The following is a 13575-nucleotide window of genomic DNA, read 5'->3' as shown; positions in this document are numbered from 1 at the left end:
CACGTTTGTTGTTTGTTTTGCTTGCTTTGTTCAGTTTTCAAAGGTCTACGTTGTTGCGTCGTTAGCAACTTTTATATCATAACAAGTTGTATTCGTTTTGTCAACACCTTGTTTAAAAGTTTTTTTATTTTGTTTTTCTTTCGAAAACACTTATCTACCAACAGCAACTTGCATATCATAACAGACATTTGTAATTATTGTCAACACTTTTTTTGAATTAATTTTATTTTTAAAATAACAAAATTTCTATCAAAAAAACTGCTTGTTATTATGACTTGCTTTTTTAGTGCTTTGGCTATCATAGCATATCTTTTTTATAAATTCAAACATATTTCAAGAAAATATAAAAAACTTTTTACTTGTGATAATCTGCCAGTAAAAAGTTTTTCACTTTACATTTTCTACTATATAGAAGGAAGATAGATAATCTCTTTAGAAATATGGTAATCCCTCTATCTTAAATTGTTGGATCGTGTGCTGAAAACTAGATGTATTCCCCCAATGAAATTCACTTGGTAATTGATTAGACCATTCATCTTCAACCATTTCGAAAACAAATAATGGAACTTTTTGGTTATTTTCGTAACCGCTCGTTAATTCAACAAGCTCAATGGTTGTGACATCAAGGTGAACTCGTTCCTTTAGTAACTGCAGGGCAGATGCTAAACCTGTTTGTTCCTCTGATAATTCTACGGTTAGAAGCTTGACGTTATCGCCTTCCTTATGAAGCAAAAACTTTTTCGTTCCATCATGTAAAGTTAAAATGACGGTACCTGCAACTCTCTTCTTATTCAACATTATCACCTCGTAGTTTAATCTAACTCATTAATCATATCATAATTTAAAAATCTGGCTACTGAATTTTACGCTTTTCATCTATTAACAGTGATAGTGCCTCATTCGTCCAATGAGGTAAGGCTTCTCGAATCGTTGAAAAACCAATCTTTTTATGTTTATTTGTAAAATATCTTTTTTTCCGCACACCAGGATGAGGAAACTGCTCTTCTAATGTTCGACGTGAAAGGCTAACCTTTTGGCTATATTCATCAATATCAATCACTTGGACACGAACCTTTTCACCAACAGTTAAAACATCTTGGATATTTTTAGTATAACCGGATTGCACTTCTGAAACGTGGATTAAGCCTTGAGTAGCATCATCTAACGAAACAAACGCGCCATATGGTTGAATTCCTGTAACGGAACCATTTAAGGTATCGCCAATTTTGCAATCCATCTTCTCGCCTCCTTTTTGTATTCCTTTATTCTCATTTTCGATTATACTAGTAAGTGAAGTGAAAATGAAGGGTATATTTTTTTAAAGGAGGAAAAAGATGTCACAATTTGATGTGATTCATAATCGATTAAATACGAACAGTGTAAAATGGGATTCTCTTGTATCAACTTACGGAAAAGAGGATTTACTTCCTTTTTGGGTAGCTGATATGGATTTCCAAGCTTCACCCGCGATTTCAAAGGCATTAAATGATTATATCAAGCAAGGAATTTATGGGTATACACTTATTCCAGACTCACTCTATGATGCTATTATTACCTGGCAAAAGAAACAACATCATTACGAGCTCACTAAAGAAGATATTTTATTTAGTCCGGGTGTCGTCCCTAGTTTAGTGACGATTATCCAAGCGTTAACGAATCCAGGTGATGCTTTATTAATTCACGATCCCGTTTACCATCCTTTTACAGATGTTATTCAAAATACTGAGCGTCAATTAATTCTTTCAAATTTAATTGAAGAAGAATCCTTATTTAAAATGGATTTTGATGACATGGAAGAAAAGATAATCAAACATCAGGTAAAATTATTTATTTTATGTAATCCTCATAACCCAGGCGGACGTGTTTGGACCCGTGAAGAATTGCAACGTTTAGGTGAACTGTGTCAGAAGCACCAAGTTCTTGTCATTAGTGACGAAATCCATCAAGACTTAGTTTTCGAACCAAATACCTTCTCCTCTTTCCAAACAATTGCACCAAATTTCAAAGATTTTTCGATTGTCGTAACTTCTGCTACAAAAACATTTAATTTAGCTGGCATTAAAAATTCGATGATTTTCGTTAAGAACCCTTTATTAAGAGATAAATTACAAGCGATCCAAGCAATCAATTATCAAGCGGAGATTAACACCTTTGGCTTAATTGCGACAGAAGCAGCATATAATGAGGGAAAAGAGTGGTTAGATGAGCTTTTAGTCTATTTAAAAAACAACATTGATTTCGCATGTGATTTCTTAAAAGCACAATTGCCACAAATAAAAATCATGAAACCACAAGGTACGTATTTAATTTGGCTCGACTTTTCAGACTATAACCTACCAGATGAGGCATTAATGGCCAAACTGGTCGATGATGCTGGAGTCGTTGTCAACCCTGGGATTTCCTTTGGTTCAAAAGGGACACAACATATCCGTTTCAACACGGCTTGTCCAAGAGCTCTTTTAGTCGAAGGACTTGAAAAAATGGCTCTAACATTCCGCTAAACAGCAAAAAATCTCAACTTGTCTTATTAGACTCGTTGAGATTTTTTATTTTCGAAAGGATTATGCTTCGATGATTTCTACAGATTCGATGACAACATCATGTACTGGACGATCTTGTGGTCCACGTTGGACATTACCAATCTCATCTACAACATCCATGCCTTCAACTACATGCCCAAAGACACTGTGACGGAAATCTAACCAAGGTGTTCCACCTTTTTTATAAAGTTCAACAACTTCTTCAGGATAACCTGCACCAGTCATTTGGTTAATCATATTCGCTTGAACGTTTTCGTTCGTTACGATAAAGAATTGGCTGCCATTTGTATTTGGACCAGCGTTTGCCATTGATAAAGCACCACGGAAGTTAAATAGCTCTTTTGAAAACTCATCTTCAAATTGACCGCCAAAGAAACTTTCGCCCCCCATACCAGTACCAGTTGGGTCGCCACCTTGAATCATGAAATCTGGAATTACACGGTGGAAAATTACACCTTCATAATAACCTTTTTTGGCTAAGCCAATAAAGTTTTCAACTGTTTTTGGTGCGTGTTCTGGGAATAATTGGATCGTAACGTCCCCGCGATTGGTTTTAACGATCGCTTTTGGACCTTTTTCGTTTGCTAAATCTAATTGTGGAAATTGAGACAAGAAAATCTCCTCCTTCGTATTTGTAAATATATCATAGCGAAAAATCAATAAAAATGCTACACTTTAATTTCTTTGTTATACTATCTTGAGTAAAGATTTCATTTTAAATAGGAGGAATACAATGGACATTTATGATATTACGATTATTGGGGCTGGTCCAGCAGGGATGTTTGCAGCCTTTTACGCGGGAATGCGCCAGGCTAAAACAAAGATTATCGACACGTTGCCACAATTAGGTGGACAACTAGCGACTTTATATCCTGAAAAATATATTTATGATATCCCAGGCTATCCTAAAATTAAAGCTGGGGAACTCGTTCAAAATCTTGAAAAACAAATTACAACTTTTAATCAACGCTATTGTTTGGAAGAAGAAGTACTCAAAATTGAACGATTGGAAGATGGTGTGCTTGAAATTACAACCAACAAACGCACGCACTACTCCAGAGCCGTTGTTTTAGCTCTAGGAAATGGTTCTTTCCAACCTCGTAAATTGGCATTAGACAATGCCGAACGCTATGAAGGACTTGGCATCGATTATTATGTCACCGATTTAATGAAATATGCGGGTAAAAAAGTAGCGATTGCTGGTGGTGGCGATTCGGCGATTGACTGGGCCTTAATGCTTGAGCCGATTGCAAAAGAAGTTTCGCTTATTCATCGTCGACCTGAATTTCGTGCACACGAGCACAGTGTAGAATTACTAAAAAAATCATCGGTTAATCTACTCACGCCCTACTTATTGACTGAGATTTCGGGTGAGACAAAACTCGATACCGTTCACTTAGAACAAGTTAAAGGCGATGACTCCATCGATCTTGACGTCGATTATTTGATTGTAAACTATGGATTTTCTTCGAGCTTAAACTTGAAAGAATGGGGACTTCAAAGTACACGCCAAGGGATTTTTGTGCAAACGGATATGCGTACGTCAATGGAAGGTGTTTACGCTTGTGGTGACATCGTGCAATACGATGGTAAAGTAAAACTGATCGCAACCGGGTTTGGTGAAGCGCCAACAGCTATCAACAATGCCTTGCATTACATTAATCCTAAAAACCGGACACAACCAGCCCACAGTACGAGTGTCTTCCAAGATAAATAGTAAAAAGGCTTTTCGATCAAACAGTCGAAAAGCCTTTTTGGCTATTTACATATATTCTTCACGCCAAGTCGCTAAACTCGCTTCGATTAAGACGTATAATTCTTCTGGTGTATTAGCTGACAAGCGCTCACCTTCAAATAAACAAAACGGACGTTGCTTACACAACGTACACTCACTTAAACAACTTGAAACCATCACATCTACTTCATCCATTTGCTCAATGCGTTCCATGATTGTTTCTGTCCCTGAAGACAAGTTTGACTGACAAAACTCGATAAGCGGAAACATCTCCATCACTTTCCTTTGCTTCAATCATAAAAATAGTATAACATGAATTTAACAACGAAAAAAAGAATTTGATTGGAGGTTTTTTTATGGTTCTTGAAACAAAAACGTTAGAAGAAAAAGCACGTCAACTCTTAGGTGACCGAGGCGTCTCGATTGTTGATATTGCAGAACTCGTCATGTTCTTACAAGTGGAATATATTCCAGACCTTAGTTTGAACACTTGTATTGAAAGCGTCAACGCGGTTTTAACAAAGCGTGAAGTGCATAATACCATCTTGACCGGAATTCAATTAGATATTTTGGCCGAAGAAGATGTCTTACTTCAACCGCTTCAAAGTATCGTAGCCAAAGATGAAGGCCTCTATGGGATCGATGAAATTCTAGCGCTATCCATCGTCAACGTCTACGGTTCCATCGGATTCACCAATTATGGTTATATCGATAAAGTAAAACCTGGTATTTTAGCTAAATTGAATGATAAAAGTGGTGGACGAGTGCATACCTTCCTTGATGATATCGTCGGTGCAATTGCTGCTGCAGCGGCTAGTCGCCTAGCTCATAGTCATCAAAGTGCCATCGAATCCAAAAATTAAACAAAAAAAAACGAGTTCGCTATTCGGAGGCTCGTTTTTCTTTCTTTATAGAGTTTCGTCCGATTACTACGAAACTAAAGAACAACAATTCAATTAAAATAAAGAATAGAATAAAACAATACATGAAAAACTGCTCAGGAAGCACATTAATAATTGGGTCCGTTACAGGATTAAAAATCCAATCATCATTGCTAAAGAACAATTCATGAAATAATACAAAAAAAGTATTAAAACCAATCGCCATAACAAATCCAAAACCGACTGGTATCAGCATTCCCCACTGAAAAGGTCGGACTAGTCGCCACATTTTCCGGCGATTCCATAAGTAGTAAACAAAATAAACACTTGGTATCAGCGTCACTAATAAGATGCCGTAATTTAAAATAAACAAATTTTTAACATCATAGAAATGCCCCAACCCAGCTTCAGACATTGGAAAGTTTGGCAAGTTCAATTCTGAAACCCAAGGACGATTTAAAAAGTTGAGTAGCAAGCGATAATTTTCTAATAGAACATCTTTCGAAAGACCAGAGATGCCTTCTAGATCAAAACGCGTAATACTCCAACGAAATAGCGGGATAAAATTAATCGTTAACGTAATCGCTAAACTGATTAATGTTAAAAACAAACTAATAAAACCTAAAAATTCAAAATGCTTTGTTTTTTTTATTCCCATATTAAAACGTCCATTCATCAAGACTATCAACAATATACGTCGGTTTGATCGGTAAGTGAGGGACAACTTCTTTCGTTGTAAAACCTGATAGGACGAGCAATGAATCCAAGCCGTTGCGGATCCCCGATTGGATATCAGTTTCGTAGTTGTCACCAACCATCAACACTTCTTGCTTAGTCAATTCAATTTGCTCTAAAGCTTTTTCCATAATAATTGCTTCAGGTTTACCAATATACACCGCTCTTTGTTGCGTTGAGGTCTCTAGTAAAGCAATTAACGAACCTGCGCCTGGTACAAGTCCACGTTCAGTTGGAATATTTTTATCTGGGTTTGTACCAATAAATAAGGCTCCTTGTTGAATCGCTAGTGTTGCCGTCGTCAACTTATCATACGTCACCTCTGAATCAAGTCCAACAACAACATAATCTGGATCTTTTTCATTCCAGGTAAAACCTGCTTGTAAAATTAATTGAATCAAGCCTGATTCACCAATCGCATAAAAACTCGACCCGCGCTTTGCATCGCGCATGTAATCAATCGTCGCAAGTGTCGCAGTATAAACTTCTTCTGGCTCCACCCGAATCTCAAATTCGTTTTTTAAGCGTTGGACAACATCCTCAGGCGTTTTTGTCGTATTGTTCGTGACAAATAGAAAAGGAATATCTTTTTTTTGCAATGTTTCGACAAAACGTTTCCCCGCCGGAATAATTTCTTTACCGCGATAGATAGTACCATCTAAATCAACTAAATAGCCATTGTATCTCATGCATCTTCTCTTTTCCGAATCGTAAAACCTTTAGTCGATTCCTTTTTATTACCAGTTGCTGCCGGTTTTGCTTTTGGTTGTTGTGATTGTTGTGGTTTTGGTTTCATCTTTGGTTTTGGTCGTGATTTTTGGACCGGCTCTTTCTTTTCTTCAACGTGTGCTTGTCTAGTCGTTGGTTTTGTTTTTCTCCGACGTTGGTTTGTTTTTTCTCGCTTACCACCAATTCGTTGAATCACAAAATAAGCACAGCCAAAATTACAATATTCATATAAATAATCTTCTAATGTCTCGATGCGTTGCTCGGGGGCTGCTTTTTTGTTATCACTCTCAAAGAAACCACGTAGACGTAGCTGTTCGTAACCCCAGTCACCAACAATATAATCATAGCGTGCAAGGACGTCACTGTAGCGTTCGCCAATTTTTTCGATTTGAAAAGCTTCTCGATAATCAACAACGACTTTGTATTGACGATTACCAATCATTAATTCTGTTTCATTTAGCATCACCGCGATTTCACCTTTCGCGGATGCTTTGTCAACAGGTGTTTCAATAATTTCTTCTAAGACGCTTGTTAGCTCATCTGTTAAATCTATATTTTTATCGCTCATTTTTCCACCGCCTATCATTTATTATACCTTGTTTCATTCTGCTTTGGTAGTTCACATCTTAGGTATTTACTTTCGCGGATCGTTATTGGTTAAGTAGTTACCTAAAACCGTTCGAATGAATTCTGGAAATAAAAACTCAACATTTCCGGCAATTTCAATCGTTGGGAAAAAAGGAACAAACATCCAGTGATCAACGGTTGTAAATGTGTAGTCTTTTTCTAGTTCAACTACCTCTCCTAACCAGTAGACCTGCTGATTCATTCGATCATACGAAAAACCAGAATAAACAATATCACCAAAAATTTTTCCGCGAAACCCCATACCAACAATTGGAAAACGACGTAAAAAGGCTCGATTCTTCTCAACTTCTAAAACAAAGCGTATAAAATCAACACCTTTTAACGTTACTCGAATCAAATGCATTGGATGTGGCAAAATCTGATGTAAATCATTTTGATTCACTCGGCCTTTTTTTAATGGTTTTAGAAATAAACCCGTATTTAAAATCGCAACATCTGTCTCTCCTCGTTGCTTTAAAGCTTCCAACGTTTCACTTGCTAGTGAAGGCTCATTTGGTAAGTAAATTGGTAATGCTTCAGAAAGATTTGTTACTTCGAGTTGCTCTAACTGTTCTTTTCCTACAAGTTCATAATTGGTTGTTTCAGCTTGATCTTCTGGATATGCCAACATCTCTTCTGTCGCAAATGTATAAGCCTTTTTTTGAATGATTTTTCGCTGTTCATCTATAGTGATAACGACCTCACCGACGTGCTGACCAAACTTTCCAGCAGCTGCTAACAACACTTGATTGACCTTTTTCCCCTGAGCAAACAAGTGATGGGTATGTGAACCAATAATCACATCGAGCACTGGAATCTCAGTCGCAATTAGCTGATCATCCTCCACACCAAGATGGCTTAACAAAACAAGCACATCGACTTCTTTTTTTAATTCGGTTGCCAGTTGAGGTAAAATTTCTTGCCACGCCCGAATATCCCAACCATTCGGTTGATAAGTTAATGGAAAATAAGCCGTCAATGCGATTAAACCAATTTTGGTTCCTCGCTCGGTTACATGAATATGATACGGTTGCGCCCATTTAGGATACTGTAGTGTCGTCGCGTCAAATAAATTTGCTAGCAAGACGTTAAAATTCGCCTCATCATATAAATGATCAAGTGCTTCTTTACTATTGCCCGTTCCCTCGTTATTTCCAATGGTAGCATAATCATAATGAACTTGATTCATTAATTTAACGTTGGCTTGCCCATTCGTGCTTTCGGTTAACGGATGCCAACGATCAGAAAAATCACCTAGATCCACAGTCAGCACGGCTTCATTTGCTTGTGCTTGTTGTCTTTCTTGAATGAAACGACGCATTTTAGGCCAGTTTTCTAAATGCGAATGCAAATCATTCGTATGGATAATTCGAATTTGTTCCATAACACCACCGGACCTTTCTGATTTCTATTATACCGATAATGATTGTCCGATGAAATAAAAAAACCTAAGAATTTTCATCTTAGGTTGAAATTAGCTATTAATATAATCGAACACATGAGGGCCATCGCTTAGGGCTGCTTCCTTCCAGACCTGACCCACTTCACAATACCCTCATTGTCCTAGCCTTGCGGCAAAACATAGTATAACCTATTTTGAAGTTGTACGCTAGTCTTTTTCGCTATTTTCTTTTTCTTTTTGTTTATCAGCTTTTTTCCGCTGGCGTAATGCTTTGAAAAAGGTCTTTAGAAGCTGACTACATTCTTCTTCTAAAACACGTGATTCGAGATAACACCAATGATTGAATCGTTGATCTTCTAATAAATTTAAAAGACTCCCCGCTGTCCCACCTTTAGGATCGTAAGCACCAAAGTAAACTTCATCAATCCGCGACAACAAAATCGCCCCGCTACACATTGGACACGGTTCTAACGTGACAAAGAGTTGCGTATCTTCTAGACGAAAGTTATCTAACCTTGCACAAGCCTGCTGAATCGCCATCATTTCCGCATGTGCAGTTGCATTTTGACTCGTTTCGCGTAAATTGTGGCCGCGTCCAATAATCTCACCATTTAAAACCACAACAGCTCCGATTGGTACTTCTGCAATTAATTCCGCTTTTTTTGCTTCTTTAATCGCTTCTTTCATAAAATATTCTTTTTCTTCAATTGTTAATGTACTGATTTTTTCCAAGAGGCACCTCACACCTGACGAACAAAAAGGGTAGTGCGAAAAAAGTCGATTGACTCTGAAAAACTGGTGATAAATTCAAGTAATCGAAAGAACCAATTACTCGAATTTAGTGACGTTTTTCGAAAGAACAGACTTGTACCACTCAAATGTTCGCGTAATTAAAAGAGGCCGTAACTTTTGTCACAGCCCCTTTCTCGTAATTTTAATAATATTGATTAGAAGAGTGATTCAACGAAATTGGTCACTTTTTCTTTCGTTTCATGTGTCGCATCCGCAACATTTTCTCCGTAAGAACTTACTCGTTCAAATCCTTGACTCATTTTTTTACCCGCATTGACAAGTGTTGCGATGTCTTTATCATCTAAGTTATCTACAATATCAAGCAGTTTATCGTTGCCTTTTAACTTCACTTTAATAAAGTTTTTAACCTTGCGACGATTCGATATTTCAAGGGCTTTGCGAATGACTTTCTCTGAAACAAGCACAGTCGTAGCAATTCCTGCAACTGCAGCAATACTTAGACCGACAGTAATTTTTGTTGATGATTTCATTTTTACATCAGCTCCTCTTTCGTTTTAAAGGGATGGCTCACGCCACATCACCTTTGACAAGTTAATCATAACACGATTAACTCGATTACGAAAACAAAAGCTATTTATCAAACCGCTTATCGACGGTCATTCCGGTTACTAAAGAGTAACACGAGTCTTAACAATTGTAAGAAAGTTGCTAATGCTGCTGCCACATAGGTTAAAGCTGCGGCAAATAAAACTTTTTTGGCCATTGGTAACTCTTCTTTTGTCAACAATCCGCCTTGGCTTAAAATCTTCAATGCCCGTCTTGAAGCATCAAACTCAACTGGTAATGTCACTAATTGAAACAATAACGCCATGGAAAAAGCCAGTAAACCAATGTTAATTAACATACTTCCACTTTGACCACTAATCAATGCCCCCACTAATATTAAGGGAATCGATAAAGTTGATCCAATATTCGCAACAGGAACAATTGCTGCTCGAATCTTAAGTGGTGCATAACCGACTGCATCTTGGACTGCATGCCCGCATTCATGTGCAGCAACACTAATCGCAGCCACTGACATCGATTGTGCCGTTGATTGTGATAAACTCAAAATTTTACGACCAGGATTATAGTTATCCGTTAAATCACCCGAAATACCGACAACACCAACATCATTAATATTTTGGTTTCTTAAAATATAATTTGCCGCTTCCGTACCTGTCACATTATTTTTACTGCGAACTTGGTCATACTTACGGAAAGTACTTTTTACATAAGCCGATGCAGCCATTGAAATCATTAATCCAATAATGACTAAGATATAAGTTGAATCGAAAAACATTCCATAAAACATCTAATTTTTCCTCCTTAAATACTTTTTCTTTATTATAACGCTGATTTGTGAAAAATAAATGATTTTTATTTAAAAAAAGGTGTGACAAAAGTCGGGGGTGCTCTGAGCAACTGAAACAAAAGCCAGGAAATCGCGGGCTTCGATTGGATGGATTTTGAGAAGTTAACGAAAGAGCAGACTTTTGAACCCGTAAAAAAGGTGTGATAAAAGTCGGGGTGCTCTAAGCAACTGAAACGAAAGCCAGGAAATCGCGGGCTTCGATTGGATGGATTTTGAGAAGTTGCCGAAAGAGCAGACTTTTGAACCCGTAAAAAAGGTGTGACTTCTCTGAGCCACTGGAAAAAAGGCTATGATTTCTCATCACAGCCTTTTTTCTTATCTTAAGCTTTCTGGTATCTGTTCATTTTGTAACAACTGTTCGTACGTTTGACGTTTAACGATGACTTCAGCTTCCCCAGCACTCACAAGAACAACGGCTGGAATTAATAATTTATTATAATTACTCGCCATGGAGTAACCGTAAGCTCCAGTTGAAAAAGTCGCAAATAAATCCCCGGTCTCAACAGCTGGTAAAGCAATATCTTTGACTAAAATATCGGTACTCTCACATGCTTTTCCAGCAATAGTGACAATTTCTACTGCCTCTTCTTCTGCTTTGTTCGCCACGATTCCGTCATACTCTGCTTCGTATAAACCGGGACGAATATTATCTGTCATCCCACCATCAATCGCTACGTATTTACGCACGCCTGGAACTTCTTTAATACTACCAATCCGATGTAAAGTAATTCCTGCCTCAGCCACAATACTACGACCAGGCTCAATCACAATCGCCGGACGAACGAGATCATTGTCCGAGCAAAATTGTTCCGTTAATGCCATTAACGGCTCTAAGAAATAAGCATAAGATTTTCGCTCATCGCCTTCTTTATATCGTGCACCGAATCCACCACCGTAATTCAATTCACGAATTGTATAATCGAAACGCTCATGAATTTTTTTAACTAAATCAAGTGCGACTTGCGCAGCTAATAAATGGGTTTCATTCGTAAATAATTGACTACCAATATGGAAATGCAAGCCATAAAAATTAATTTCAGGTGTTGCAATTGCCTGTTCAATTAACGCAAATAAAATACTTTCTTCCAATGGAATTCCAAATTTCGAATCCTTTTGCCCAGTTGAAATAAAATCATGCGTCGCAACTTCAACTTCAGGTGTAATCCGAAATAAAATATTGGCTGTCGTTTTTCTTTCACGACAAATCTCAATAATCCACTGCAACTCCTGAACACTATCAACAATAATTCGACCCACGCCATATTCAATTGCCATGACTAACTCCTCGATCGACTTGTTATTTCCATTAAATTCAATTTTTTCCGCTGGATAATTAGCCATGATTGCTGTATAAAGTTCGCCACCACTCACAACATCCAGACATAAACCTTCATTTTCAATTAATTTAATCATTGCCATCGTATTGAAAGCCTTTGAGGCATAAGCCACACGTACGTTGTCATATTTCTGAATAAACGTCGCTTGTAATTGACGACACTCTTCAACAATTGTATTTTTTGACATCACATATAAAGGTGTTCCATATTTTTCAGCTAGTTCAACCGTATCGCAACCATCCCAAAATAAATGGTTGTTTTTAATTTTTTTGACCATTTGCTTGCTCCTTTTGACAAAACTTTGTTTCGATCGCCTATTTCATTTTAGCGATAACACCTAAGCTTTTTTTGTTATTTACTAAATCTTAGTTATTTTACCACATTTTAAACTTTTTCCCATCAAATTGTTAGAATTATCTTGAATTTTTCTCATATTATCGTTATGATTTTAATCATACTCGCATTATCTTAATCGTTAATGAAAAACAAACGAATAGAAAAAATAAAAATGGATTGATATTTGGAAGGACGTGCACGCTTTGACAATTTTTAAAGGATCCGGAGTCGCGCTAATTACACCAATGAATGCAGATGGCTCTGTAAATTACGACGAATTAAAAGCACTAACACAATGGCATATTGATGAGGGAACAGACGCGATTATCGCTTGTGGAACAACCGGTGAAACTTCAACTCTAGTCGATGAAGAACATCTAAAAGTAATCGAAACAGTGGTTAAGCAAGTTGATGGTCGAATTCCAGTAATTGCTGGAACAGGCTCCAATGATACAAAACACGGAATCTACTTAGCTGTAGAAGCTGAAAAACGCGGGGCTGACGCCTTATTAATCGTGACACCTTACTACAATAAAGCAACAAAAACGAGTCTGGTAAAACATTATGAAGCCATTTGTTCACAAGTGGAACTTCCAGTTATTTTATACTCTGTTGCCTCTCGTACTGGATTAAACTTAACACCTGATTTAGTCAAAGAATTAATTAAAATTCCAAATATTAAAGGCATCAAAGAAGCCAGTGGTGATATTTCACAAATCGTAGCTATTGCTTGTTTAGTCAATGACGACTTTGCTTTATACTCTGGCAACGACGATCAAGTCTTACCGATTCTTTCTGTCGGCGGCAGTGGTGTCATTTCAACTATTGGGAACATCGCACCAAAAGATACTTCAAAAATGGTCCACCATTATCTAGACGGTGAATTTGAAGCCGCTAAGAAAATTCAATTAGCACAATACCCACTAATTGAAGCGATTTTCTCAGAGGTCAATCCTGTCCCTGTTAAAAAAGCAGTTGGATTATTAAAAGGAATAGAAACACATTATCGCTTACCACTTGGCGATCCTGAAGAAGCAACGATTGCGCTTTTAAAAGAAAAAATGACAAACTACGGCTTACTTTAGG

General features: G+C 37.3%; 16 protein-coding genes and 1 other RNA gene. 4 read left to right on the top strand and 13 right to left on the bottom strand.

Annotated elements, in window-relative coordinates:
• Positions 1-432: 432 nt before the first annotated feature.
• Both IEV09_RS10345 and IEV09_RS10340 read right to left on the bottom strand, forming a co-directional pair.
• On the bottom strand, positions 433-798 hold the full coding sequence (locus tag IEV09_RS10345) for a hypothetical protein (RefSeq protein WP_188368225.1): 366 nt from the start codon (positions 796-798) through the stop codon (positions 433-435).
• Between the two features lie 55 nt (positions 799-853).
• Positions 854-1237, bottom strand: coding sequence for a CvfD/Ygs/GSP13 family RNA-binding post-transcriptional regulator (locus IEV09_RS10340; RefSeq protein ID WP_188368224.1), 384 nt, complete (start codon positions 1235-1237; stop codon positions 854-856).
• Positions 1238-1334: 97 nt separating this feature from the next.
• Between IEV09_RS10340 and IEV09_RS10335 the strand changes: the two genes are divergently transcribed.
• On the top strand, positions 1335-2501 hold the full coding sequence (locus tag IEV09_RS10335; protein ID WP_188368223.1) for a MalY/PatB family protein: 1167 nt from the start codon (positions 1335-1337) through the stop codon (positions 2499-2501).
• Between the two features lie 60 nt (positions 2502-2561).
• Here the strand turns inward: IEV09_RS10335 and IEV09_RS10330 are convergent, their stop codons facing one another.
• The gene (locus IEV09_RS10330; RefSeq protein WP_188368222.1) at positions 2562-3152 is read right to left on the bottom strand and encodes a peptidylprolyl isomerase; all 591 of its coding nucleotides are present in this window, start codon (positions 3150-3152) and stop codon (positions 2562-2564) included.
• A gap of 121 nt (positions 3153-3273) precedes the next feature.
• Between IEV09_RS10330 and IEV09_RS10325 the strand changes: the two genes are divergently transcribed.
• Positions 3274-4257 carry an NAD(P)/FAD-dependent oxidoreductase gene (locus IEV09_RS10325; RefSeq protein ID WP_188368221.1) on the top strand — a complete coding sequence of 328 codons (984 nt, stop codon included), beginning with the start codon at positions 3274-3276 and terminating at the stop codon, positions 4255-4257.
• Positions 4258-4302: 45 nt separating this feature from the next.
• Here the strand turns inward: IEV09_RS10325 and IEV09_RS10320 are convergent, their stop codons facing one another.
• A complete protein-coding gene (locus IEV09_RS10320; protein WP_229731706.1) occupies positions 4303-4551 on the bottom strand; it encodes a DUF1450 domain-containing protein in 249 nt (82 codons plus the stop codon).
• Positions 4552-4631: 80 nt separating this feature from the next.
• Here IEV09_RS10320 and IEV09_RS10315 point away from each other — a divergent pair, with 80 nt between their 5' ends.
• Positions 4632-5138, top strand: a complete 507-nt coding sequence (locus IEV09_RS10315) for a phosphatidylglycerophosphatase A family protein (protein WP_188368220.1) — start codon at positions 4632-4634, stop codon at positions 5136-5138.
• A gap of 19 nt (positions 5139-5157) precedes the next feature.
• Here the strand turns inward: IEV09_RS10315 and IEV09_RS10310 are convergent, their stop codons facing one another.
• The 9 genes from IEV09_RS10310 to lysA all read right to left on the bottom strand — a co-directional run bounded on the left by IEV09_RS10310 (position 5158) and on the right by lysA (position 12430).
• Positions 5158-5808, bottom strand: coding sequence for a TIGR01906 family membrane protein (locus tag IEV09_RS10310; protein WP_373281486.1), 651 nt, complete (start codon positions 5806-5808; stop codon positions 5158-5160).
• 7 nt (positions 5809-5815) lie between these two features.
• Positions 5816-6580, bottom strand: a complete 765-nt coding sequence (locus tag IEV09_RS10305; protein WP_188368218.1) for a TIGR01457 family HAD-type hydrolase — start codon at positions 6578-6580, stop codon at positions 5816-5818.
• Complete coding sequence (locus tag IEV09_RS10300; RefSeq protein WP_188368217.1) at positions 6577-7188, bottom strand: YutD family protein; 612 nt, start codon at positions 7186-7188, stop codon at positions 6577-6579. The genes IEV09_RS10305 and IEV09_RS10300 overlap by 4 nt, the downstream gene beginning before the upstream one ends.
• A 66-nt stretch (positions 7189-7254) precedes the next feature.
• Positions 7255-8631 (bottom strand): bifunctional metallophosphatase/5'-nucleotidase, encoded by a 1377-nt coding sequence (locus tag IEV09_RS10295; protein WP_188368216.1) that lies wholly within the window; start codon positions 8629-8631, stop codon positions 7255-7257.
• Positions 8632-8723: 92 nt separating this feature from the next.
• An RNA gene (gene ffs / locus IEV09_RS10290) (signal recognition particle sRNA small type) lies at positions 8724-8822 on the bottom strand.
• A 34-nt stretch (positions 8823-8856) separates the two neighbouring features.
• On the bottom strand, positions 8857-9381 hold the full coding sequence (gene tadA / locus IEV09_RS10285; RefSeq protein WP_188368215.1) for a tRNA adenosine(34) deaminase TadA: 525 nt from the start codon (positions 9379-9381) through the stop codon (positions 8857-8859).
• A gap of 215 nt (positions 9382-9596) precedes the next feature.
• Positions 9597-9932 carry a hypothetical protein gene (locus IEV09_RS10280; RefSeq protein WP_188368214.1) on the bottom strand — a complete coding sequence of 112 codons (336 nt, stop codon included), beginning with the start codon at positions 9930-9932 and terminating at the stop codon, positions 9597-9599.
• A 116-nt stretch (positions 9933-10048) separates the two neighbouring features.
• Positions 10049-10756: a zinc metallopeptidase gene (locus IEV09_RS10275; protein ID WP_188368213.1), complete on the bottom strand. Its 708-nt coding sequence runs from the start codon at positions 10754-10756 to the stop codon at positions 10049-10051.
• Positions 10757-11131: 375 nt separating this feature from the next.
• Positions 11132-12430, bottom strand: a complete 1299-nt coding sequence (lysA, locus tag IEV09_RS10270; RefSeq protein WP_188368212.1) for a diaminopimelate decarboxylase — start codon at positions 12428-12430, stop codon at positions 11132-11134.
• 262 nt (positions 12431-12692) lie between these two features.
• Between lysA and dapA the strand changes: the two genes are divergently transcribed.
• Positions 12693-13574: a 4-hydroxy-tetrahydrodipicolinate synthase gene (dapA, locus tag IEV09_RS10265; protein WP_188368211.1), complete on the top strand. Its 882-nt coding sequence runs from the start codon at positions 12693-12695 to the stop codon at positions 13572-13574.
• Position 13575 lies beyond the last annotated feature (1 nt).

This window comes from Enterococcus alcedinis, assembly GCF_014635985.1.
In the GTDB taxonomy this organism is placed as follows: Bacteria; Bacillota; Bacilli; order Lactobacillales; family Enterococcaceae; genus Enterococcus_I; species Enterococcus_I alcedinis.
This window is presented reverse-complemented; position numbering and strand designations above follow the sequence as displayed.